The organism is Streptomyces sp. WAC06614 (assembly GCF_003949795.1).
Lineage (GTDB): Bacteria > Actinomycetota > Actinomycetes > Streptomycetales > Streptomycetaceae > Streptomyces.
This window is the reverse complement of sequence record NZ_RPRY01000010.1, coordinates 1-23,122: the sequence shown is the minus strand read 5'-3', so window position 1 is coordinate 23,122 and position 23,122 is coordinate 1. Positions and strand designations below refer to the sequence as shown.

23 protein-coding genes are annotated in these 23,122 nt (G+C 74.0%); 12 read left to right on the top strand and 11 right to left on the bottom strand.

From position 1 onward, the window contains the following. The first annotated feature begins 141 nt into the window (after nt 1-141). Nucleotides 142-2,892, top strand: coding sequence for a BTAD domain-containing putative transcriptional regulator (locus EF918_RS02730; protein WP_185921565.1), 2,751 nt, complete (start codon nt 142-144; stop codon nt 2,890-2,892). Here the strand turns inward: EF918_RS02730 and EF918_RS02725 are convergent. Then, a complete protein-coding gene (locus tag EF918_RS02725) occupies nt 2,865-5,420 on the bottom strand; it encodes a BTAD domain-containing putative transcriptional regulator (protein WP_125639962.1) in 2,556 nt (851 codons plus the stop codon). The genes EF918_RS02730 and EF918_RS02725 overlap by 28 nt on opposite strands. A gap of 48 nt (nt 5,421-5,468) precedes the next feature. Further along, nucleotides 5,469-6,236 (bottom strand): hypothetical protein, encoded by a 768-nt coding sequence (locus EF918_RS02720; protein WP_125639959.1) that lies wholly within the window; start codon nt 6,234-6,236, stop codon nt 5,469-5,471. Between the two features lie 225 nt (nt 6,237-6,461). Here EF918_RS02720 and EF918_RS02715 point away from each other — a divergent pair, with 225 nt between their 5' ends. The 7 genes from EF918_RS02715 (at nt 6,462) to EF918_RS02685 (ending at nt 12,553) form a co-directional block, all read left to right on the top strand. Then, nucleotides 6,462-7,307 (top strand): HipA family kinase, encoded by an 846-nt coding sequence (locus EF918_RS02715; RefSeq protein WP_125639956.1) that lies wholly within the window; start codon nt 6,462-6,464, stop codon nt 7,305-7,307. After that, on the top strand, nt 7,304-7,687 hold the full coding sequence (locus tag EF918_RS02710; RefSeq protein ID WP_125639953.1) for a DUF3037 domain-containing protein: 384 nt from the start codon (nt 7,304-7,306) through the stop codon (nt 7,685-7,687). The genes EF918_RS02715 and EF918_RS02710 overlap by 4 nt, the downstream gene beginning before the upstream one ends. Before the next feature lie 201 nt (nt 7,688-7,888). Further along, nucleotides 7,889-8,650, top strand: coding sequence for a 3-oxoacyl-ACP reductase FabG (fabG, locus tag EF918_RS02705; RefSeq protein ID WP_125639950.1), 762 nt, complete (start codon nt 7,889-7,891; stop codon nt 8,648-8,650). A gap of 20 nt (nt 8,651-8,670) precedes the next feature. After that, on the top strand, nt 8,671-9,432 hold the full coding sequence (locus EF918_RS02700; RefSeq protein ID WP_125639947.1) for an SDR family oxidoreductase: 762 nt from the start codon (nt 8,671-8,673) through the stop codon (nt 9,430-9,432). A gap of 146 nt (nt 9,433-9,578) precedes the next feature. Beyond that, entirely contained in the window at nt 9,579-11,168 is a 1,590-nt protein-coding gene (locus tag EF918_RS02695; RefSeq protein ID WP_185921564.1) for an ABC transporter substrate-binding protein, read from the top strand. Nucleotides 11,169-11,227: 59 nt separating this feature from the next. Continuing rightward, nucleotides 11,228-11,935: a uracil-DNA glycosylase gene (locus tag EF918_RS02690; protein ID WP_125639941.1), complete on the top strand. Its 708-nt coding sequence runs from the start codon at nt 11,228-11,230 to the stop codon at nt 11,933-11,935. 99 nt (nt 11,936-12,034) lie between these two features. Beyond that, nucleotides 12,035-12,553: a hypothetical protein gene (locus EF918_RS02685; protein WP_125639938.1), complete on the top strand. Its 519-nt coding sequence runs from the start codon at nt 12,035-12,037 to the stop codon at nt 12,551-12,553. A 72-nt stretch (nt 12,554-12,625) separates the two neighbouring features. Here EF918_RS02685 and EF918_RS02680 read toward each other — a convergent pair whose 3' ends face one another. Next, nucleotides 12,626-13,171 carry a hypothetical protein gene (locus EF918_RS02680; protein ID WP_185921563.1) on the bottom strand — a complete coding sequence of 182 codons (546 nt, stop codon included), beginning with the start codon at nt 13,169-13,171 and terminating at the stop codon, nt 12,626-12,628. Between the two features lie 72 nt (nt 13,172-13,243). Further along, a complete protein-coding gene (locus EF918_RS02675; RefSeq protein ID WP_125639932.1) occupies nt 13,244-13,798 on the bottom strand; it encodes a DinB family protein in 555 nt (184 codons plus the stop codon). 84 nt (nt 13,799-13,882) lie between these two features. Between EF918_RS02675 and EF918_RS02670 the strand changes: the two genes are divergently transcribed. Further along, nucleotides 13,883-14,788 (top strand): Gfo/Idh/MocA family protein, encoded by a 906-nt coding sequence (locus EF918_RS02670; protein ID WP_125639929.1) that lies wholly within the window; start codon nt 13,883-13,885, stop codon nt 14,786-14,788. Here EF918_RS02670 and lnt read toward each other — a convergent pair. From lnt to EF918_RS02645, 5 genes are all read right to left on the bottom strand, one after another. Continuing rightward, the gene (gene lnt / locus EF918_RS02665) at nt 14,712-16,340 is read right to left on the bottom strand and encodes an apolipoprotein N-acyltransferase (protein WP_125639926.1); all 1,629 of its coding nucleotides are present in this window, start codon (nt 16,338-16,340) and stop codon (nt 14,712-14,714) included. The genes EF918_RS02670 and lnt overlap by 77 nt on opposite strands. Nucleotides 16,341-16,368: 28 nt before the next feature. Then, nucleotides 16,369-16,836: a nuclear transport factor 2 family protein gene (locus EF918_RS02660; RefSeq protein WP_125639923.1), complete on the bottom strand. Its 468-nt coding sequence runs from the start codon at nt 16,834-16,836 to the stop codon at nt 16,369-16,371. Between the two features lie 69 nt (nt 16,837-16,905). Next, nucleotides 16,906-17,082 carry a hypothetical protein gene (locus tag EF918_RS02655; RefSeq protein ID WP_125639920.1) on the bottom strand — a complete coding sequence of 59 codons (177 nt, stop codon included), beginning with the start codon at nt 17,080-17,082 and terminating at the stop codon, nt 16,906-16,908. Between the two features lie 125 nt (nt 17,083-17,207). Beyond that, nucleotides 17,208-18,083, bottom strand: a complete 876-nt coding sequence (locus EF918_RS02650) for an undecaprenyl-diphosphate phosphatase (RefSeq protein ID WP_125639917.1) — start codon at nt 18,081-18,083, stop codon at nt 17,208-17,210. Nucleotides 18,084-18,131: 48 nt separating this feature from the next. Continuing rightward, nucleotides 18,132-18,857, bottom strand: coding sequence for a TVP38/TMEM64 family protein (locus tag EF918_RS02645; protein WP_125639914.1), 726 nt, complete (start codon nt 18,855-18,857; stop codon nt 18,132-18,134). 162 nt (nt 18,858-19,019) lie between these two features. Between EF918_RS02645 and EF918_RS02640 the strand changes: the two genes are divergently transcribed. After that, the gene (locus EF918_RS02640) at nt 19,020-19,811 is read left to right on the top strand and encodes a spermidine synthase (protein WP_125640016.1); all 792 of its coding nucleotides are present in this window, start codon (nt 19,020-19,022) and stop codon (nt 19,809-19,811) included. Here the strand turns inward: EF918_RS02640 and EF918_RS02635 are convergent. Both EF918_RS02635 and EF918_RS02630 read right to left on the bottom strand, forming a co-directional pair. Next, a complete protein-coding gene (locus EF918_RS02635) occupies nt 19,798-21,045 on the bottom strand; it encodes an MFS transporter (RefSeq protein WP_260609722.1) in 1,248 nt (415 codons plus the stop codon). The genes EF918_RS02640 and EF918_RS02635 overlap by 14 nt on opposite strands. 79 nt (nt 21,046-21,124) lie before the next feature. Beyond that, nucleotides 21,125-22,150: a hypothetical protein gene (locus tag EF918_RS02630; RefSeq protein ID WP_125639908.1), complete on the bottom strand. Its 1,026-nt coding sequence runs from the start codon at nt 22,148-22,150 to the stop codon at nt 21,125-21,127. Between the two features lie 97 nt (nt 22,151-22,247). Here EF918_RS02630 and EF918_RS02625 point away from each other — a divergent pair, with 97 nt between their 5' ends. Then, nucleotides 22,248-22,706, top strand: a complete 459-nt coding sequence (locus EF918_RS02625; RefSeq protein WP_185921562.1) for a DUF4442 domain-containing protein — start codon at nt 22,248-22,250, stop codon at nt 22,704-22,706. Between the two features lie 61 nt (nt 22,707-22,767). After that, nucleotides 22,768-22,971: a type II toxin-antitoxin system VapB family antitoxin gene (locus EF918_RS02620; protein WP_125639905.1), complete on the top strand. Its 204-nt coding sequence runs from the start codon at nt 22,768-22,770 to the stop codon at nt 22,969-22,971. Nucleotides 22,972-23,122 lie beyond the last annotated feature (151 nt).

Genomic DNA, 23,122 nt, shown 5'->3' with positions numbered 1-23,122 from the left:
ACGCCTTCGTCCCCGCGACGACCTGCAGTCTAGTGGCCACCGAATTGAGGTGAACCCGACACGCGGGTCGGTCGTGCCATGCACGGAAGGCTCCGTACGATCGTCGGGATCGTCCGGGTTCAGGCACAGGTGAGGAGAACGATGCGGGTCCAGCTCTTCGGGCAGGTCGAGTTGCGGTACGACGACGGCACCTCGGCCGTCGTCACCAGCCCCAAGCGTGCCGCTCTGCTCTCGGCGCTGGCGATGGACCTGAACGAGGTCGTCCCCACCACCCGGCTCATGGAGCTGATGTGGGCCGGCAAGCCGTCGGCGACCGCGCGGACCGCCCTGCACGGGCACGTGTCGGGGCTGCGCAAGCTCCTGGACGACAGCCTCGAACTGGCGGTGAAGGAGCCCGGCTACCGTCTGGTCGGCAGCCCGGACCAGGTCGACGTGCACCGGTTCGACACCCTGTGCGCCACCGCCGCCGCCACGGAGGACGACACGGAGGCGGTACGGCTGCTGCGCGAGGCCCTCGGCCTGTGGTGCGGCGACGCCCTGGCGGGCTGCGGCTCCCCGCTGCTGCGCGACGAGCGCGGCGAGCAGCTGGAGGAGTCCCGTCGGCGGGCCCTCGAACAGCTCGCGGAACGCCTGCTCCGCCTCGGCCGGGGCGGCGAGGCGGTGGCCGCCCTGACCCCGCTGACCGAGAACGACCCCGCCCGTGAGTCCGCCGCCGCGCTCCTGATGCGCTGCCTGGACCAGGAGGGGCGGGGCGAGGAGGCGCTCGCCGTCTACGGGCGGACCGTCGAGCACCTGGCCGATCGGCACGGCACGGAGCCCGGAGCGCTGCTGCTCGCCGCCCGCGACCGGCTCACGACCTCCGGCCGGGTCTCGGCGATCCAGATCCCGCTGCCCGACGCGGACTTCACCGGCCGGGCCCGCGAGATCGCCTGGCTGGACCGGGCCGCGTCGGCGCCCGAGCCGACCCCCCTCCTGGTCACCGGAGCCGCCGGGATCGGCAAGACGAGCCTGGTGCTGCACTGGGCCCACGACGCCGTGGAGCGTTTTCCCGACGGCCGCTTCCACCTCGACCTGCGCGGCTTCGACGAGGCGGAGCCGGTGGAACCGGGCGTCGTCCTGACCGCGTTCCTGCGCGCGCTGGGCGTGGACGACGCGGAGATACCGCGGGACCTGGAGGAGCGCTCGGCCCTGTACCGGGGGCTGATGGCCGGCCGCCGGGCGCTGGTGGTGCTGGACAACGCCCGCAGCTACGAGCAGGTCCTGCCGCTGCTGTCCGACGGCCCCGGCCCGGTCACCGTGATCACCAGCCGGAACCGGCTCACCGACCTGGTCGTGCAGGAGGGCGCCGTCCCGATCTCCCTCGACGTGCTGGACCGGCAGGACGCCCTGGACCTGGTCGCCCGGGTGGCCGGCGCACCCCGGGTGGCCGCCGATCCGGAGGCCGGCGGACGGCTCGTCGACCTCTGCGACGGCCTTCCGCTGGCGCTGCGGGTGGCGGTGGCCCGGCTGGCGGCCCGGCCCGACCTGCCGCTGGGGCAGCTCGCCGGGGAACTCGAGGACGAGCAGCGGCGGCTGGCGGCCCTGGCGACCCCGGGGTCGCTGGACGTCACCGCGGCGCTGTCGCTCACCTTGCGCACCCTTCCGGCCGCGGCGGCCCGCCTGTTCGCCCTGCTCGGACTGCACCCCGGGCAGTACGTGGACCCGTACGCGGCCGCTGCCCTCGCCGGGGTTCCGGTGCCGTCGGCGCGCGCCCTGCTGGCGCAGCTCGACGCCGCGCACATCGTGGAGGAGGCCAGCCCCGGGCTGTTCGCCCGGCACGACCTGATCCGCCTCTACACGCGTGAGCTGGCGACGGACCTGCCCGCGGCCGACCGGCGGACCGCCCTGGACCGGCTGCTCGACTTCTACCTGGCGGCCACGGTCGAGGCGGTCGGCGCGGTGGGTCACCCCGGCCGCGGTCTGGAAGGCCAGGACGGCGTGCCCGCGTACGACACCCCGCCGCTGTCCCGGTTGGGGCAGGCCCTCCAATGGTTCCGGCGCGAGGAGCGGGCGATCCGGCACCTGGTGCAGGCCGCCGCCGACCAGGGCAGGCAGGACACGGCGTGGCGGCTGTCCCACTCCGCGGCCCCCCTGTACTTCTACGACGGCGGCTACCTGAACGAGCGGGAGCACATCGCACGCACCGCGCTCCGTGCCGCGCAGGACAGCGGCAGCCTGGACGGGCACGTGCGGGCCAGCCTGGACCTGGTGGGCGTGCTGATGGACCGGATGCTCCTGCAGGAGTCGATCGACCTGCTGGAATCGGCGGTCGCCCTGGCCGACCGGCTGGGCGACGGTGTCTCCCGGCGCCGGGCCCGGTTCCAGCTGGCCGTCGCCCTGATGCAGACGGGCCGGAACGGCCGGGCCATCCAGACCTTCGAGGAGGCCGTCACGATCGCCGAGGAGACCAATGACCCCCTGGTGACCGCGAGGGGACTGAACAACCTCGCCCACTGCCTGCTGACCGCCGGCCGGCCCGCGGACGCCCTGGCGCACCTGGAACGGGCGATGGCGATGCTCGACGGGCACCAGCCCACGGCGATGCTGCTCTACGTCCTGATCACCCGGGCCCAGGTGCTCAACGCCCTGAGGCGGTTCGAGGAAGCGCTGGAGGAGGCCCTGTCCGGGATGGAGCTGTCCGGCGAGCTGCGCATGACCTACAAGGAGGCCGTTCTGCGGCGGGAGTGCGGCACCGCACTGCGGGGGCTCGGCCGGCCGGCGGAGGCCGCCCTGCAATGGCGCCGGGCGCTGGAACTGCGCAGTGTGCAGGGGCTGCCGTGCGAGGAGCTGCGGGAGATGCTGGCCTCGGTGGAGCAGGAGCCGGATCACAGCACGGTGTCGTCCCGGTACTGACCTGCGGGTGCGGTCCCGCGGGGGGTCCCGTGGCCCACGACGTGGTTCCCGTAGCCGCTCCACGTGCCCCCGGGCAGCCCGTCGGCGCGGCTGCGGTGACGGCGCAGGGCCTCCGTGACAGCGATGTCACAGACCTCGTTCGCGATCCGCGCCGCCGCGGTGAACGCCTCACGGATCTCGGAACGGGGCCGGCCCAGCCGCTCGTGGCACAGGGCGAGCCGGATCCGGGCGGTCAGCCGGCCCCGGACGTCCTCCGCGGCGGACGCCGCCGCGAGGGCCGCCTCCAGATGGGGCAGCCCGTCCTGCGGCCGCCCCGTCCTGGTCAGCGCGGTGCCGAGGTGGCCGCGCATCCGGGCGGCCGCGTCCGCGTCCCCCCGGACCTCGGCCGCGCGCAGCCCCGTCCGGGCCACCCTCACCCAGTGCCCGGAGGCGCGCGCGCAGCTGTAGAACAGGCTGAGGCTGTCGGCCAGGCGCCACACGTACGGGTGCTCGCCCCTCAGGGCCGCGTCGTCGACCAGCGCCCGTAGGGCCGGTTCCTCCTCCTCGAACCAGCCGCCCGACCCGGCGTCCGCACGAGAGGGTTCCAGCAGCAGCAGTTCGAGCGGCCCCAGCGGGGCGGCCGCCGCCGCGGTGCGCTCGGCACAGTGGTCCAGGAGGCGACGGAACGCCTGCGCCGCCTCCTCCGGCGCGGTCTGCTCGGTGAGCACCCGTCGGCCGTACAGCCTCAGCAAGGTCGGCCTGGCGTAACGGCCGGGCCGCACCTCGGCCAGCAGATGGCCGGCCGCGAGGTTGCCGAGCGCCATCCGGGCCAACTGCCGGTCCGCGCCGAGCAGGGCCATGGCCTGCTCGGTCTCGATCTCGTCCCCGGGGTAGAGGCCGAGCAGGGCGAACAGGCGGGCGGAGATGCCGTCCAGCCGTCGACGGGTCAGTTCGAGGGCCGCGCGGACCCCGTTGCCGCCCGGTGTGTCGAGGCCGTCCAGGCGGCCGCGTTCGTCCTCGATCTCGTCGATGAGGTGGGCCAGCGACCAGTCGGGGCGCACGGTCAGGCGGGCGGCGGCGATCCGCAGGGCCAGCGGGAGCCGGTCGCACAGCTCGACGAGCCGCAGCGCGTTGCCGGGCTCGGCGGCGATCCGTGCGGCGCCGAGGGACGCGCTGAGCACGCAGACGGCGTCCTCGGCGGGAAGCGCCTGGAGGGTCCTGCGGACGGCCGCGTACCGGTCGGCCAGGCCGGGCAGCGCCGCCCGGCTGGTCACCACGGTGACGCAGTCGGCGCCGTCCGGCAGCAGCGGGCCGAGGTCGGCCTCCGCGGGCACGTTGTCGAGGACCAGGAGCAGCCGCGACTGCCGGGTGAGCCGACGGAACAGCGCGGAACGTTCCTGCGTCCCCGCCGGCAGCGCCGCCTCCTCCCGTCCCAGGGCGCGGAGCAGCCCGGCGAGCACGGACGGGACCTGTGCGGGCTCGCGTTCGTCGAAGCCGCGCAGGTCCGCGAAGAGCAGGCCGTCGGGGAAGCGCGCCGCGGCTCCGTGCGCCCACTGGACGACGAGGGCGGTCTTGCCGACCCCGGCCGACCCCTCGACCACGGCGAGCACCGGCCCGCCGGCGCCGGTGAGACCGACGGCCCGGTCCAGCCAGCGCCGTTCCTCCTCCCGCCCGACGAAACCGCCGACGGGGCGGGGAAGCTGATGGAGCGGTCCGACCGCAGCCGGCGGCGCGGGAACGGGTGACGGCGGGAGGACCGGTGCCGGGGCCCGCACCGCTGCCGGGGCCGCGGCGGGGAGGCCGTCGTCGGCCAGCACCTCGGCCAGGGCCTGACGCAGCGGCGGACCGGGGCGCACCCCGAGCTCGTCGCGCAGTTGGCGCGCCGTGCGCTGGTACACCTCGACCGCGTCCGCCTGCCGGCCCGCCTGGTGCAGGCAGCGCACCAGCGTGGCGGCGAAGTCCTCCTGGAGTCCGTCGGCCCGCAGGGCGGTCTCCAGCAGCGGGACGGCCCGCCCGCCGGTGCCCAGGGCGAGTTCGCACTCCGCCCAGGCCAGGCCCAGGTCCTTGCGCGGTCCGCACAGCCGCACGAACAGCAGGTGCTGGACATGGCCGGGCGGCAGGTCCGAGGCGGGGGAGCCGCGCCACAGGCCCAGCGCCTCCTCCAGCAGCCGCGAGCGGGCGGCGGGAGCCGGCTCGGCCGCCGCCTCCGCCGCCAGCCGTTCGAAGACGTGGGAGTCGACCGACTCGCGGTTCCCGAGCAGCCGGTACCCGTCCTGGACCGTCTCCAGGGTGAACGCGGCCGGCAGCACCTTGCGCAGCGCGGCGACATGGCCGTGGAGCGCGGCACGGGCCCGGGGCGGCGGCCGGCCGTCCCAGACGAGGTCCATGAGCCGGTCCACCGACACCGGACGGGGCATCTCCACGGCCAGCGTGGCGAGCAGCGCGCGCCGCTTCGGACCGCCGATGTCGACCAGTTCCCCGTCGGGGGCGCGCAGTTCCACCGGCCCCAGGAGCAGCAGCAGGCCGTCGGACGGACGGCTGTCCAGCATGCGCACCGGCTTCCCCCCTCTGCTCCCGGTCCCGCCCGGGAGTCTAGATCACGGCTCTCGGGTCTCCAGCAGCGCGCGCACCGCGCGGACGTGGTCCGGATCGGACACGCAGTGGCCGGTGAAGCCGGCGGCCCGCGCCGTCGCGGCGTCCTGCACCCGTGCGTCGACGCCGCTGCCGGGCGCCGGCCGTCCGTGGAGCCCGTACGGGGCGTCGACCGGGCCGGGCAGTCCGGCCGCCTCCGCGGCGAGGGCGACGATCGCCAACTGCCACTGCCGGGCCTCGGCCGGAGACAGGACGGGGCCGGTCGCCGCCGGCGGCTGCGCCAGGGGCGACAGGGCGAGCCGATGGACGGAGGGGTGCCGGGCGATCGACGTGGAGGACGCGAGTCCCGCGCTGCTCTCGACGACCGGCATCAGCGCCGCCCGCGGGGCACGTGCGGCCACCCACTCCACGTCGTCCACCGTGCGGGCGTCCGCGACCACCAGGCCCACCCCCAGTCCGGCCGACAGCGCGAGGGTCTCGGCGCAGGCGTCCGTACCGGCCGGCGGCACGCGCAGCCACACCTCGGGCCGCCGCCCCCGGCGGCCCGAGCGCAGCAGCGCCCGGGCGCCGGCCCTGGCCGCCGCGACGTCCGGCGACGCGCCCTGCTCCGGCCCGACCAGGTCGATGACCATGGCGTCGGCCCCGGCGAGCGCCAGCCGGAGCAACTCCTCCGGCGGGCGGGGCGGGACCACCAGGTGCACGGTGGGCCGGGCGTCGGGGGCGGTGGCCCCGGCCGTGTCCGCGCGGACGAGGCGAAGGTGCCGACGCGGCACCGGGCGACGTGCGCGCGGGGGGCGAACGGGCATGGGGGACCTCCGGTCGTGGGGCTCTGTGGATCCGGCGAGCTGTGGCCCGGCCCGTGGCCGTCCGCCCGCCCCGTCCGCAGGACCGCCACACGCCGCCCTACGGGCATCCGGGCCGCAGGGGTTCACCGCGGGTCCGCAGCGGCCGCGCGCATCCTGGTGGGTCGCCACGATCGGGGCACCTACCCTGGGGAAATGCTCACAGAAGTGATCGCGACCCGTTACGTCACACCCTTGCGTGAGGGCGGCTCGCTCCCCGGCATCGTCGAGGCCGACGATCTCGGCACGTACGTCATGAAGTTCACCGGCGCGGGTCAGGGCCGCAAGACGCTGGTGGCCGAGGTGATCTGCGGGCGCCTCGCACAGCGCCTGGGCCTGCGGGTCCCCGAGCTGGTGCAGATCCAGCTCGACCCCGTCATCGGGCTCGGCGAGCCCGATCAGGAGGTCCAGGAGCTGCTGAAGGCCAGTGGCGGGCTCAACCTCGGGATGGACTACCTGCCCGGCTCGATCGGGTTCGACCCGCTCGCCTACCAGGTGGACCCGGTCGAGGCGGGCCGGGTCGTCTGGTTCGACGCGCTGATCAACAACGTCGACCGGTCCTGGCGCAACCCCAACATGCTCGTCTGGCACGGCGAGCTGTGGCTGATCGACCACGGCGCCACCATGATCTGGCACCACAACTGGCCCACCGCCGCCACCGCCGCGGCCAAGCCCTACAACGCCTCCGACCACGTCCTCGCCCCGGTCGGCCCGCGCATCGCCGAGGCAGCGGCCGAACTGGCGCCGCTGGTCACCGAGGAGCTGCTCACCGAGGTCGCCGCGGACGTCCCCGACGAGTGGCTGGCCGGCGAGCCCGGCTTCGACAGCAGCGACGCCGTGCGCCGGGCGTACGTGGAGGCGCTGCTGCCGCGCGCCGCGACCGTCCACGAGCGGATCTCGATGGAGGCCCCCGTCCGGGCCCCGCAGGGCCCGCCCGGCTGGCTGACCGACCACCTCACGGAATGGCCCCACCCGACCAGGAAGAAGAGCGACAGCCGGTGAGCGAGCGGGACGTCTTCGAGTACGCGCTGGTGCGCGTGGTGCCCCGGATGGAACGCGGGGAGTGCTTCAACGCCGGAGTGATCGTCTACTGCCGGGCCCGGTCCTACGTGGCCGCCCGGACCCACCTGGACGAGACCAAGCTGCTCGCCCTGGACCCGCGGGCCGACGTGGCCGGCGTACGGGCGGCCCTGCGCGGGGTCGAGGGGGTGTGCGCCGGCGGGGAGCACGCCGGGCAGGCAGCCGGGGACGACGCCGGGCGGCGGTTCCGCTGGCTGATCGCGCCGCGCAGCACCGTGGTCCAGCCCGGCCCGGTGCACACCGGGCTGACGGCCGACCCCGAGGCCGAGGTCGAGCGCCTGCTCGACCTGCTGGTGCGCTGACGTACGCCGCCGGTGTGCCGGGCCCCGGGCCGCCGGTGTGCCGGGCCCTACGCCGCCGGGGTGCCGGTCGTGCGGTGGCAAGGAGCCCGGTGCACGGTGCCGTTGACACCGGGTGCCAGGGCTCCTAGCGTCTCCTCAGCTGAAGCTACTAAGCGGTTGCTCACCCGTGGGCGGCCGCACTCAAGGGCGAGGAGAACGAGCATGTCCACCACCGAGCAGCGCGTCGCCGTGGTCACCGGGGCGGCCCGGGGCATCGGCGCCGCCACCGCCGTGCGGCTGGCCGCCGAGGGCCGCGCCGTCGCCGTACTCGACCTCGACGAGACCGCCTGCAAGGACACCGTCGAGACGATCACGGCGGCCGGCGGCAAGGCCGTGGCCATCGGCTGCGACGTGTCGGACAGCGCCCAGGTCGAGGCGGCCGTCGAGCGGGTCGCGGCCACCCTCGGCGCGCCCACCATCCTGGTCAACAACGCCGGCGTGCTGCGCGACAACCTGCTGTTCAAGATGAGCGAGTCCGACTGGGACACGGTCATGGGCGTGCACCTGCGCGGTGCGTTCCTGATGGCGAAGGCCTGTCAGAAGCACATGGTCGACGCCCAGTTCGGCCGGATCGTCAACCTCTCCAGCAGCTCGGCCCTCGGCAACCGCGGCCAGGCCAACTACGCCGCCGCCAAGGCCGGCCTGCAGGGCTTCACCAAGACCCTCGCGATCGAGCTCGGCAAGTTCGGCGTCACCGCCAACGCCGTCGCCCCCGGCTTCATCGTCACCGAGATGACCGCCGCCACCGCCGCCCGCGTGGGCATGGGCTTCGAGGACTTCCAGGCCGCCGCCGCCACCCAGATCCCGGTGCAGCGCGTCGGCCGGCCCGAGGACGTGGCCAACGCGATCGCCTTCTTCACCGGCGACGCGGCCGGCTTCGTCTCCGGCCAGGTCCTGTACATCGCCGGCGGACCGCTCGACTGACGCAAGGGAGCGTGGACGTCATGACGTACGACGGTACGGACAGCGGCAAGGTCGCACTGATCACCGGCGCCAGCCGGGGGATCGGCTACGGCGTCGCCGAGGCCCTGGTCGCCCGCGGCGACCGGGTCTGCATCACCGGACGCAACGAGGAGGCGCTCAAGGAGGCCGTCGAGCGCCTCGGCGCGGACCGGGTCGTCGGGGTGGCCGGGAAGGCGCACGACGAGGCCCACCAGGCGGTCGCGGTCGAGCGCACGATGGAGGCCTTCGGCCGGGTCGACTTCCTGGTCAACAACGCCGGCACCAATCCCGTCTTCGGCCCGCTCGCGGACCTCGATCTCGGGGTGGCCCGGAAGGTCTACGAGACGAATGTGATCTCGGCGCTCGGATTCGCCCAGCGCACCTGGCACGCGTGGCAGAAGGAGCACGGCGGGGCGATCGTGAACATCGCCTCGATCGCGGGCCTGTCCCCCTCGCCGTTCATCGGTGCCTACGGGATGAGCAAGGCTGCCATGATCAATCTGACCGTGCAGCTCGCCCACGAGATGGCGCCCGGGGTCCGGGTGAATGCGATCGCCCCCGCGGTGGTCAAGACGAAATTTGCCCAGACCCTCTACGAAGGCCGCGAGGCCGAGGCCGCGGCGGCCTATCCGCTGGGCCGGCTCGGGGTCCCGGCCGACATCGGAGGGGCTGCGGCATTTCTCACGTCGGACCAAGCGGAATGGATCACCGGGCAAACTCTGGTCGTTGACGGGGGAATCTTCCTCAATGCCGGAGTCGGGTGACCGATAAACGGACGGATTGCGCCCGTCGCGGGTGGTAAATCCCTCCCGAATATGCACGGAATCGGTCAAGTGCCCCACGGAACCACCCCCATTGGATTCGTGGGGCACTGCGGTAAGGTCTGCCGAACCATGGCCGATCGAGGAGCGTGCACGTGTTCAACCGGGCCAGATGCCAGCAGATCTTTGCGGCCCTAGCGTCCATATCCCTGCTCGCGGGTTGCGGGCTCCTCACGGACGACGGCAAATCGGAACAGAAGCGCATCGTCGTCGGCACGACGAGCATGCCGACCACCCTCGATCCGGCCGGCGCCTGGGACGGCTCCTGGGAGCTGTACCGGAACATCTTCCAGACCCTCCTGAGCTTCCCGACCGGAAGCACCAAGCCGCAGCCCGACGCCGCCCAGTCGTGCGATTTCACCGACTCGGCGAACCAGGCCTTCCGCTGCACCCTGAAGAAGGGCCTGAAGTTCTCCGACGGGGAGCCGCTCGACGCCAAGGCCGTCAAGCACTCCCTCGACCGGATCCGCTCCATCGGCTCCAAGGTCGGCCCGAAGGACCTCTTCGGCAGCCTCGACCGCATCGAGACCCCCGAGCCGCTGGTGGTCGTCTTCCACCTCAAGACCGCCGACGCGACCTTCCCCTTCGTCCTGGGCTCGCCGGCCGCCTCCCTGGTCTCGCCCAAGGCCTACCCCGCGGACAAGCTCCGCTCGGACGGCAAGGTCACCGGCTCCGGCCCGTACCTCCTGGGCTCCTACAAGGAGGGCTCCGAGGCCGTCCTGGAGCGCAACGACGACTACCAGGGCTTCGCCCAGCGCCGTAACGACGGCGTGACCATCCGCTACTTCACCGACTCGGCGAAGATGGTCACCGCCCTCAAGGAGAAGGAGATCGACGCCACCTACCGCGGCCTGTCCGCGGAGGAGATCAAGGACCTCCAGAGCCCGGCCTCGCACGCCAAGGGCGTCCAGATGGTCGAGAACGTCGGCGCCGAGATCCGCTACCTGGTCTTCAACCCCAAGGACCCGCAGGTCGCCAAGCCGGCCGTGCGTCAGGCGATCGCCCAGCTCATCGACCGCGGCGCGCTCGTTGCCAAGGTCTACCAGGGCACCGCCGAGCCGCTGTACTCGATGGTCCCCAAGGGCGTCGTCGGCCACAAGACGCCGTTCTACGACCGCTTCGGCCAGGCCGACCCGAACAAGGCCAAGAAGATCCTCAAGGACGCCGGGATCACCCAGCCGGTGGAGCTGACCTTCTGGTACACCACCGACCGGTACGGCGCCTCCACGGCCGCCGAGTTCGCCGAGCTCAAGCGGCAGCTGGAGGAGGGCGGCCTGTTCCGCATCACCCTCCAGGGCAAGCCCTGGAAGGCCTACCAGGAGGGCTACAAGAACGGCGAGTACCCGGTCTTCGGCCGAGGCTGGTTCCCCGACTTCCCGGACCCCGACAACTTCATCGCGCCGTTCGTCGGCAAGGAGAACGCGGTCGGCACCCCGTACGAGCCCTCCGAGATCCTCACCGACCTGCTGCCCAAGTCCCGCCGTGAGGGCGACCGCTCCGCCGTCGCCCACGAGTTCGAGCGGGCCCAGCAGATCTTCGCCGAGGACGTCCGGCTGCTCCCGTTGTGGCAGGGCAAGCTCTACGTCGGTGCGCGCGAGGACATCGCCGGCGCCGAGCGGGCCCTGGACCCGCAGACCGCCATGCAGATGTGGGAGCTGTACCGCAAGACCAGCTGGTGATCGCGCTCGACGAGCTCGATGAGGGCGTTGTCAGTGGCCCCGGGTAGGTTCTGCACCAGATGCACGAACGCGTACCGGAGGTTGTCGCCGTGACCCAGATGCTGCCCGAGTCCTGGCTCCCCGTCCTCGGCGGGGAGCTGGAGCAGCCCTACTTCAAGGAGCTCACCGAGTTCGTCGAGAAGGAGCGCGCGGCCGGCCCGGTCTACCCGCCGCGCGAGCAGGTGTTCGCGGCCCTGGAGGCCACCCCGTTCGACAAGGTCAAGGTCCTCGTGCTCGGCCAGGACCCGTACCACGGGGCGGGCCAGGGCCACGGCCTGTGCTTCTCGGTCCGGCCGGGGGTGAAGACCCCGCCCTCCCTGCGCAACATCTACAAGGAGATGCAGGCCGAGCTCGGCACCCCCATCCCCGACAACGGGTACCTGATGCCGTGGGCCGAGCAGGGCGTCCTCCTGCTCAACGCGGTGCTCACGGTCCGCGAGGCCGAGCCCAACTCGCACAAGGGCAAGGGCTGGGAGAAGTTCACCGACGCGGTGATCCGCGCGGTGGCGGACCGCCCCGACCCGGCCGTGTTCGTCCTCTGGGGCGCCTACGCGCAGAAGAAGCTGCCGCTGATCGACGAGTCCCGGCACGTGGTCGTCAAGGGCGCCCATCCTTCGCCGCTGTCGGCCAAGAAGTTCTTCGGCTCCAAGCCGTTCACGCAGATCAACGAGGCTGTGGCGGCCCAGGGCCACGAGCCGATCGACTGGACGATCCCGAACCTCGGCTGACGCGCCGCACCGCGCCTTGCGCGGCATTGTCAGTGCCTCCGGTTAGCGTCGTGACGATCAGACCGCAGCAGGTCTGGCAGGACGGGACCGGAGGCCGCGGTGACGGAGCAGCAGGAGGCGTCGGAGGACGCCGTCATGACCCGGATCGGCCAGGCGGTCATCCTGCTGCACGCCGGCGACCGGGAGGAGGCCCGCAACCGCTTCGGCGAGCTGTGGGCCGAGATCGGCGAGGACGGGGACCCGCTGCACCGCTGCACCCTCGCCCACTACATGGCCGACGCCCAGGACGACCCCGCCGACGAGCTGGCCTGGGACCTGCGGGCCCTGACCGCCGCCGACGGGCTCGGCGACGAGCGCCTGGCCCGGCACGAGCCGGACGTGGCCGTCCGGGCCTTCTACCCCTCGCTCCACCTCAACCTGGCCGCCGACTACCTCAAGCTCCAGCGCCCGGACGCGGCCCGGATCCATCTGACCCGGGCCCGGGCCGCCACCGGCGCCCTGTCGGACGACGGCTACGGCCACGGCGTCCGGGCGGCCATCGCCCGGCTGGAACAGCGCCTGGCCGGGGAACCGGGGCAGGAGCCCCGCCCGGGGCCGTTCCCCGGGCAGCACCCGTAGCGGCGGGTTCCGGCAGGGCCGGGATGCGGCGGCGGGCGGCCCGGCCCCGCCCCGCGCCGGGGCCGCCCCGGGTCAGTCCTCGTGGACGCCCGCGCAGATCCGGGCCTCCGGGCTGTCCGGCCCCCACTGACCGTGCCGGCGCCCCAGCGCGCACACGTCCGACGGCCGCATCGGCAGCTTCTTGATCAGCTGGCGCGGCACCTCGCCCTCCTGCCGCTCGTGCGGCGGGCGATGCCGCCGGCGGGGCCCGTCCCCGCTGGGCCGGTCGTCCTCCGGTACCGCCGGCTGCGCGACGCCCGCCGCCGGCGGGAGCACCTCCTCGTGCGGGGCCTCCGGCTCGGCCACCGGCGCCTGCGACGCCGCCTGCCGGGCCGGGGCCTGCGCCGGACGGTCCGGCGCGCGGTCCGGGGCGGCCTTGAGCGCCTCCAGGGCGGGGGCCTGGACGACCACCGGGGAGGTCCCCTCGCCGCCGCGCGGCCCGTGCTGCGGAGGTACCCCGGCCGACGGGGCCGAGGCGGGCTGCACGGGGGCCGGGGTCACGTTCACGCAGCCGGAGACCGCCGAGACGGCGGCGGCGACTCCCAGCAGCAGGGTTGTCGTGGTTCGGGTTGGATGCACCTGGGCAACTCTGCTGTGCCAGGACCCCGTTACGAAAACCCGGAGGCCATAATCACCCCGCACGGGTGACGTCTACTCGCCGGTTGCCCCGTCGATCTGCTCCCGCAGCAGGTCCGCGTGGCCGTTGTGCCGCGCGTACTCCTCGATCATGTGGGTGTAGATCCAGCGCAGGTTGAACGCCTCGCCGTGCCGGCTGGCGCCCACCGACACGTCGTCGAGGGACCGGTCCGCGACCGCCGCCCGGGCCAGCTCGATCTCCCGCTGCCACACCTCCCGGTCCTGTGCGAAGGTGTCGTCGGCACCGAAGTGGAAGTCGCCGTCCACGTCCTCCCGGGTGCTGTACAGGTCGGGCAGGTCGGCGCCCAGCATGATCTCGCGGAACCAGTACCGCTCCACCTCCGTCAGGTGCCGTACCAGGCCCAGCAAGGTCAGTTCGGACGGCGGCAGCGAAGCCGTGCGCAGCTGCTCCTCGGTCAGGCCCGCGCACTTCCAGGCGAGGGTGGCCCGGTGGTAGTCGAGCCAGCCCTCCAGCATCTCCCGCTCACCGGCGGTGGTGGACGGTTCCGGGCGCGCCTCGCCGCCGCCGGGTCCGGTGGCTGCGGCGGGGCTGGTGTCAGTCGTGGTCATGGCCCCCATCCTCGACGAACGCGGGGGCGCCCACCAGCGATTAAGCTGCGTGGGGAGCCACCAGCACCACCCGGGAGGAACGTTGTGAAGGTCGTGTGCATCGGACTGGGCGACATCGCGCAGAAGGCGTACCTGCCCGTCCTCACCGCCCGCCCGGGGGTCGAACTGCACCTGCAGACCCGGACGGCCGCCACCCTGGAGCGGATCGGGGAGATCCACCACGTCCCCGCCGAGCGCCGGTACACCACGCTCGACGAGGCGCTGGCCGCCGGACCGGACGCGGCGTTCGTGCACGCGCCGACCGCCGCGCACCCCGAGATCGTCGATCGGCTGCTGCGTGCCGGCGTCCCCACCTACGTCGACAAGCCCCTCGCCTTCGAGCTCGCCGACTCGCGCCGGCTCGTGGAACTCGCCGAGGAACGCGGGGTGTCGCTCGCGGTCGGCTTCAACCGCCGCTGGGCTCCCGGCTACGCGCAGTGCGCCGACCTGCCGCGCGACCTGATCCTGCTGCAGAAGAACCGCGTCGGACTGCCCGAGGACCCGCGCACCCTGGTGCTGGACGACTTCATCCACGTCGTCGACACCCTGCGCTTCCTGCTGCCGGGCGAGGCCGACCACATCGACGTACGGGCCCGGGTCAGGGACGGGCTCATGCACCACGTGGTCCTGCAGATGTCCGGCGACGGCTTCACCGCGCTCGGCATCATGAACCGGCTGTCCGGCTCCACCGAGGAGATCCTGGAGGTCTCCGGCCAGGACACCAAGCGCCAGGTCGTCAACCTCGCCGAGATCGTGGACCACCGCGGACAGCCCACCGTGCGGCGGCGCGGGGACTGGGTGCCGGTGGCCCGCCAGCGCGGCGTCGAGCAGGTGGTGGACCACTTCCTGGAGGCCGTGGACACCGCCAAGGTGCTCAGCGCCCGCGACGCGCTGGCCACCCACGAGCTGTGCGAACGCGTGGTGCTGAGCGCCCTGGAACAGGCGTCCTGAGCGCACCCCGCGAGCGGACCAGGGCGAGGCCGTACGCCGCCGCCGCGGCCAGGGCGAGACCGACCGGCCAGTCGCCGAGGCGCACGTAGAGGGTGCTGCCGCGGGCGAGCGGGACCTCGACGACGGCCGCCGTGCTCGCCGAGCCCGGCAGCGGCGCCGCCAGCCGGGCGCCCGTCGGCCCGTAGGCGGTGCTGGTCCCGGTGAGGGTGGCGTGCACCACGGGCCGGCCGGTCTCGGCGGCGCGCAGCGCGGCCAGCGAGGCGTGCTGGGCAGGGGCCCAGCTGCCTTGGAAGGTGGAGGTCGCCGACTGGACCACGATCAGGTCGGCGCCGCCGCCGGCCAGGTGCCGGCTCATGTCGGGGAAGGCCGACTCGAAGCAGACCAGCGGCCCGATCCGCACCCCGCCCGGGTGCCCCGCCGCGCTCCCGCCCGCGCCGCCGGCCCCGTCCGGCAGGGTCATCAGGACCGGCCGGGCGCCCCGTCGGCGGTCCTCGTCGGCCGCCTTGCCGACCGCGGTGGCCCAGCCCAGCACCCGCCGGGCCGGCACGTACTCGCCGAACGGGACCAGCCGCATCTTGTCGTACCGGTCGCCGGTGGGGCCGTCGGGGCCGACGAGGACCGAGGACTTGTAGATGCCGGGCCGGTCCGACCGACGGGCGTCCACGTTCACCAGCAGCGGCGCCCCCACCTCGGCCGACAGCGCCGCCAGCCGCCGGGCCAGGTCCGGCCGGGCCGCCAGGTCTGCGCCCACGCTGCTCTCGCCCCACACCACCAGGTCCGGCCGCCGGCCGGCCAGCTCCCGGGTCAGCCGCTCCCCGGTCGCGAACCGCCGCTCCACGCTGTCCGGCCCGTCCGCGACCGGCCCCGGCTGGACCACGGCCACGCGCAGCACCCCCGACTGCTCCGTCCGGGGGGCCCACAGCCACACCGCGCCCGTCAGCACCGCACACCCGGCCAGCCCGGCCACCGCCGGAGCCCGGGCCGTGCGGACGGCCACCAGCAGGACCACGGCGCAGTTCACCGCCACCACCAGCAGGCTCACCAGCCACACCCCGCCCACCGAGGCCAGCCGCAGCGCGGGCGCCACCTGCCACTGGCTGGCCCCGAGCAGCCCCCACGGCCCGCCCAGCCCCTGCCAGGACCGGGCCAGCTCCGGCAGCAGCCAGCCCGCCGGTACGAGCACCAGCGCCGCGGCCGCCCGCCCCGGCGGCGGGCTCCCGCCGAGCAGCCGCCGCACCAGCAGCGCCCAGGGGATCCACAGCAGCCCCAGCAGGGCGGCCAGCGGCAGCAGGAACACGTGCAGGCTGGGCAGCAGCCAGTGGTGCAGCGCCACGACCAGGCCCAGCCCGCCCAGCCAGCCCTCCAGCGCGGCCCGCCGCGGGCTCCCGGCCGTGCGCACCAGCAGCATCCAGGGCACCAGGGCGACGTAGGCCGACCACCACAGGGCGGGGGCCGGGAAGGCGAGCGCGGGCAGCGCGCCGGCCGGTACCGCGGCCGCCGCGCGCCACCACCGGCCGGGGCCGGGCCCCGGGAACTGCGTGACGGTCCGCACGACACCTCCCCCCTCAGTGTGACCCGGCTCAGGCCGACAGGTGGCGCCACTTCTCGTGCACGGTGACCCCGCTGAACAGCCAGCCGGACCGGGTCCGGGCGAGGGCGAAGGTGTAGCGGCCGGCGGCCACGAAGTTGGGCGCGGTGGCGTCGCCGGGGTCCTCGGCCCCGGCCAGCCGCATCGGATTGACGAAGTCCGCGCGGACCACGGCCCGGTCGCCGGGCGCTCCGTACTCGTCCTGCAGCTCGATCCGCCGGTTGACGATCAGGTGCTGGCGGACCGGGAACAGTTCCATGGCCCCCGCCAGCCATCCGGCGACCTCGGACGCCGGCCCCTCGACACCGCCGGCCGAGCGGTAGTCCGCGCGGCCGTCCGGGGTGAACAGGGCCCGGTAGGCCGCCCAGTCCCCGTCGTCCACCGCGACCGCGTACCCGGTGACCGCGGCGTCGATCGCCAGCCGGTCCATCACCGTCGTCAGATCCACACGCTGCGTCATCGGGTCAGTGTGGGACAGCGGGCACGTGAGGCCAAGGGGCGTGCGGCCACCGGGGCCCGCGCGCGCGGGTCAGTGGCCGGAATACGGCTCCCGCTGGCGCACGACGACCAGGAACGCGTCGGTCGCCAGGTCCATCACCACCTCGGCCGGCACCCCCTCGCGCGCCCGCTGGGCGGCGTACTCCTCGGCCGGCCAGCTCCCCCTCGGACTGCCCGCCGGAAAACGCTCCAGTACCACTCGGCCCATGGGACACACCCCCTGCGCATCGCTCTCCAGGTTCCATCGTGCACAACGACGCGGGGGCCGTCCGGGAACGTTCCCCGGACGGCCCCCGCGTGTCGGGCCGGTCCCCGCGTGTCGGGCCGAACGGGTTACGAACCGCTCTCGCCGGCGTGCGGGCTGAGCACGTCCGTGCCGACCAGGACGAACAGGGCGATGCCCAGCAGGATCCGGTAGACGACGAACGGCATGAAGCTCTTGGTGGTGATGAACTTCATGAACCACGCGATGACCGCGTAGCCCACCACGAAGGCGATCACCGTCGCGAAGGCGGTCGGCCCCCAGGCCACGTGGCCGCCCTCGAAGGCGTCCTTCAGCTCGAAGACGCCCGAGGCCAGCACGGCGGGGATGGCGAGCAGGAAGGAGTAACGGGCCGCGGCCTCACGGGTGTAGCCCATCAGCAGACCGCCGGAGATGGTCGCGCCCGACCGGGAGACGCCCGGGACCAGGGCCATGGCCTGGCAGACACCGAAGATCAGGCCGTCCTTGACGCCGAGTTCCTTGAGGGTCTTGCGCTCACGGATCGCCCGGTGCCGGCCGCCGGCCTCGTCGCGGGCGGCCAGCCGGTCGGCCACGCCGAGCACGATGCCCATGACGATCAGCATGGTGGCGGTCAGCCGCAGGTCGCGGAACGGGCCTTCGATCGCGTCCTTGAGCGTGACGCCGAGGACACCGATCGGGATGGAGCCGACGATCACCAGCCAGCCCATCTGGGCGTCGTGGTCCCCACGCATCGACTTGTCGAACAGCGAACGGAACCACGACGAGACGATCCGCATGATGTCCTTGCGGAAGTAGATGAGCACCGCGGCCTCGGTGCCGATCTGGGTGATCGCCGTGAACGCCGCACCGGGGTCCGTCCAGCCGGCGAACGCGGCGGTCAGCCGCAGGTGGGCGCTGGAGGAGATCGGCAGGAATTCCGTGAGCCCCTGGACGAGACCGAGGATTAGTGATTCGAACCAGCTCATGTCGGGGGCGTACGTCCTTGTGATCGTCGGGCAGTTCTGGTCCGAATGCTAGGGCCCGTGGGAGACGGCTCCGACCACAGGGGTGGCCTCGGCGGCCGCCGGGGCACCGGCCACGCCCAAGGACCGTCCCACCCCGTGCCGTTTGCGCCAGGCGACGGCCGCCGCGGCCAGCCCGGACACCGTGATGAAGCCGAACGAGAGCAGGAACGCGGGGGAGGTGGGGGAGGAGGCCGTGCCGCCGGCGATCACGTAGGCCGCGGTGTTGGGCACCGTGCCGATCGCGGTCGCCAGCAGGAACGGCGCCCAGCGGCAGCGGGACACCGCCGCGCAGTAGTTGGCCGCGGCGAACGGCACCCCGGGGAAGATCCGCACGGCCAGCACCGAGCGGAAGCCGTGCCGGCTCAACTGACCGTCCGCCGCCGTCAGCCAGCGCCCGCGCAGCAGCGGCCGCAGCGCCTGCTGCCCCATCACCCGGCCCAGCCCGAACGAGATCCCCGCACCCAGCACGGTCCCGGCGACCGCGGCCGCCAGGCCCCACGGCGCCCCGAGGACCGCGCCCGCGCCCAGGTTCAGCAGGGGACGCGGCACGAACGCCGCCGTGCACAGGCCGTACACGGCCGCGAACAGCAGCGCACCCACGCCGGCCGGCAGCCCCGGCGCCCAGCCCTCGGACAGCAGGCGCTGGGGCTGGTACAGCCCTACGCACAGGCCGGCCACGGCCAGCAGCACGACGAGCAGCGACAGCCGGATCCACGGCGCGAGGAGGAGGGACATTCCGGGAGGGTAACCGACCGGGGCGGCCCGCCGCCGTCGTCCAGGTCTCGTCCGGACCGGCGGGCGGTGGCCGGCGGGCCCCGGACCAGGGCGGACAATGGTGCGGTGAGCGACGAGCAGATCCCGGTGGTCCGGGACGTGGACCAGGGCACCGCCAAGCTGATGCCGGACGTGGACCGGGAGCGGGCCTGGCTGCTGACGGTCGACGGGGCCCCGCAGTCCTACGTCGACCTCGACGACCCGGAGCACCTGGAGTTCGAGTACGTACGCCGCCTCGCGCACGTCCTGGACTGCGCGGCGGAGCCCGGCGCCGCCCTGGACCTCGTCCACCTCGGCGGGGGCGGGCTCACCCTGCCCCGGTACGCGGCGGCCACCCGGCCGGGCTCGCACCAGCAGGTGGTCGAGTTCGACGGGCCGCTGCTGGCGCTGGTCACCGAGCACCTGCCGCTGCCCGACGGCGACGGGATCGAGGTGCACGCGGCGGACGCCCGGCAGTGGCTGGAGCAGGCCCCGGCGGCGAGCGCGGACGTGATCGTGGCCGACGTCTTCGGCGGGTCCCGGGTGCCTGCCCCGCTGACCTCGCTGGAGTACGCCCGGCAGGCGGCGCGGGTGCTGCGGCCCGGCGGGCTCTACGCGGCGAACCTCGCCGACGGGGCGCCGTTCGGCTTCCTGCGTACCCAGCTCGCCACCTTCGCGGCGGTCTTCGCGCACCTGGCGCTGGTCGCCGAGCCGGCCGTGCTGCGGGGCCGCCGTTTCGGCAACGTGGTCCTGCTCGCCTCCGACACCGAGCCCGACCTCGGGCCGCTGGCCCGGCGCTGCGCGGCGGACGTCTTCCCGGCCCGGGTCGAGCAGGGCCCGGCCGTGACCCGGCTCGCGGGCGCCGCCCGCCCGGTCACCGACGCCACCGCGGTGGCCTCGCCCGAGCCGCCGGCGGGCACCTTCAGCGTGGGCTGACCCCGGCCGGGTCCGGAGCCGGGGTGCCGGCCGCCTTCACGGAGGCCACGGGCCGGCGGGTGATCCGCCGCACGTCGGGCACCAGCAGCACCAGCGCGGTCGGGACGACCACCAGGGCGGCACAGCCCCACAGGGCGGGCGCCCGGCCGAACGCGGACTCCGCGGGCCCGGCCAGCGCGGTGGCCAGCGGCAGCATCGACAGCGAGCCGAACCAGTCGTAGGCGGAGACCCGGGAGAACTTGTCCTCCGGGATCTCCTGGTGCATCGTCGTCATCCAGCTCACGCCGAACACCTCGATCGACGCCCCGCTGACGAACATCACCACGCACAGCGCCCAGGCGGGCAGCGGGAGGGCCAGCCCGGCCGACGGCAGCGCCAGCGGGAACACGCACAGGGTCCCCACCAGCAGCAGCCGGCGCGGCTTCCACCGCATCATCAGCAGCGCCCCGGTGATGGTGCCCACGCCGAACGCGCCCATGGCGTAGCCCCAGGGCGCCGGCCCGCCCAGGGAGTCCCGGGCGACCAGGGGCCCGTAGACGGACTCGGCCGCGCCGACCACCGCGACCACGACGGAGAACTGGAGCACGATGCTCCACAGCCAGGCCCGGCTACGGAACTCCACCCAGCCCTCGCGCAGATCGGCCAGCAGGCCCCCGCCCGGCGGGCGTTCGGCCACCGTGCGGACGTCGAGGAAGGCGCGCAGGGCTCCGGCGAGGGCGAAGGCGGCGGCGTCCACGGCCAGCACCCAGCCGGGCCCCATCGCGGCGATCATGGCCCCGCCGAGGGCGGCTCCGCCGATGCCGGCGCCGTTCATGGCCATGCGGAACAGGGCGAAGGCGCGGTGGGAGTGCTCGCCGGAGACGCTGGAGAGCAGCATGCCCTCGGCGGCCGGGTTGAAGAAGGCGGTGCCGGTGCCGCAGAGCGCGCTGAGCAGCATCATCTGCCACAGCCGGGCCTCGCCGGTCAGCACCAGCGCGGCGAAGGCGGCCTGCGAGACGCAGTTGAGGGCGTTGGCGGCGACCATCACCCGGTGCCGCGGCATCCGGTCGGCGACCGCGCCGCCGACGAGGAGGAAGAGGACCAGCGGGAGGGTCCGCGCCGCGGCCACCAGGCCGACGTCCCCGCTGGAGCCGCCGGACTCCAGGACGGCGAAGGCGGAGGCGATGAGCGCGCCGTGGCTGCCGAGGTTGGTCACCACGGCCGCTGCCGTCAGTAGCTTGTAGTTGCGGGTCACCCAGGGACTATCCCCGCCGCCGGCCCGGTCGGCCAAATGCTTTCCCGGCCCGGCGGCGCGGACGTGCGGACGGTGACGGTCAGCCGGTGCTGAGCCGGATCGAGCTCATGATCTTCTGGTAGACGTCCGGCTTGATCTCGTCGCTGACGCCCGTGGGGCCGAAGAGCACCCAGGTGGCGAAGTCGCCCTTGGCGTTCTTGAAGGCGAACGAGACCGACTTGCCGTCGGTGGTGGAGCACTTGTGCTCCTTGGGCAGCCCGTTCACCGTGGCGGTGACGAAGTGGCCCTTGAGGCCCGAGGAGGTGGTGAACTCCTGGGCCTGGGTGAACTGGATCTTCTCCTTGGGCTGCTTCTGCGCGTAGGCGGCGTACAGCCAGGTGCCGGCGTTGCTCCGGGCGGCCGAGGCGGTGTCGGTGGCGCCGTTGGCGCCCTTCACGCCCGTGGTGCCGAGCGCGTACGACTCCTCCTTGCCGTTCTTGTCGGAGTCGACCTTGCACCAGTCCTCCTTGAAGAAGGCCGGTGCGGACATCACGGTCAGCGGGGAGCCGTCGTTCTTGGAGGCGTCCTCGTACCCGGTGGAGAGGGTGGCGGGCTGGACGGCGAACTCCTGCGGCACGTCGAAGGCGACGCCGTAGTTCGGGTTGAAGACCACCTTCCAGCCCGGGATCACCGGCTGGAGCTGGCCGCCGGCCCGCGGGTTGTCGGTCGGCGCGGCCGGGGGAGAGGAGACCGGGGCGGCCGGGGAGGACGCGGAGGCCGGCGGCTTGTCGTTGGCCTGGGGCTCCTCGTCGTCCTGGGTCAGCACGATCGCACCGGTGACCGCCGCGGCGACCACGACGGCAGCGACGGCGACGATGGCCACGGTCCTGGTGGACATGGAGCCGCCGCCCGAGGGCTGCGGCGCCTGCGGCGGCACGGTGGGCGGCTGGCCCCAGGCCTGTACGGTCGGCGGCTGCTGTCCGTCGCCCGGCTGGGGGTACCCGTAGCCGGGCTGCTGCTGTCCGTAGGCCGGCTGCTGGTACGGGTTCGGCTGTCCCGGCTGCTGCTGGTACGGGTTCTGGGGGTTCTGCTCGCCCCCGGGCGGTTGCTGCTGTCCTGGCCACATGGCCGGTAACGATAGTGGGAGCCGGATGGCCGGGCCACGGCCGCCCCGGTCGTCAGGTCTGGTCAAGCCGTTCTACTCGTGGGTAACATCGCGTGCCATGAGCGCAGATCAGATGAACGTGGGCGAACTGCTCGCCCGGACGGTGCCCATGGCCCGCACCCTGAACCTCGAATTCCTGGAGACCACCCCGGAGCGCGCGGTCGTCCGGCTGCCCGACCAGCCCGACTACCACAACCACGTGGGCGGCCCGCACGCCGGCGCCATGTTCACCCTGGCCGAGTCCGCCAGCGGCGCGATCGTCCTGGCCGCCTTCGGCGACCAGCTCTCGCGCGCCGTCCCCCTCGCCGTCAAGGCCGAGATCGCGTACAAGAAGCTCGCCAAGGGCGTCGTCACCGCCACCGCCACCCTCGGCCGCCCGGCCGCCGACGTGGTCGCGGAACTCGACGCGGGCGGCCGCCCGGAGTTCCCCGTCACCATCGCCATCCAGCGCGCCGACGAGGCCGTCACCGGCGAGATGACCGTCGTGTGGACCCTCCGCCCGAACGAGACCGCCTGACCGGCCCCCGCCGCCACCGGTAGGGTCGCCGCACAGTGACGTCGGACGTCAGGGGGAAGCGGTGGCCAAGGTATCGGTCAGTCTGGACGCGGAGCTCGTGGTGGAAGTGATGGTGCTCGCCGGCATCGGTACGCCCCAGGACGCCGTCGAGGCCGTGCTGCGCGACTACATCGCGCGCGGCCACCGCACCGAGGCGCGCGTGCTGAACCGGGACGAGCCCCTGCGCCGGCCCGACCTCGACCGCTTCCGGCCGCCGGAGGGCTGACGCCGTACGCCGGGGTCCGCGCGCCTGACCCGCGCGCGGGCCCCGGCGGCGCACAGTGGGCCGAGGGGCGGTCCGGCGCGGGCCGCCCCCGCCGACCTCCCCCGGCTCCCGCCGGGAGGTGCCCCGGCGGGAGCCGGGGGAGGGTCGGCGG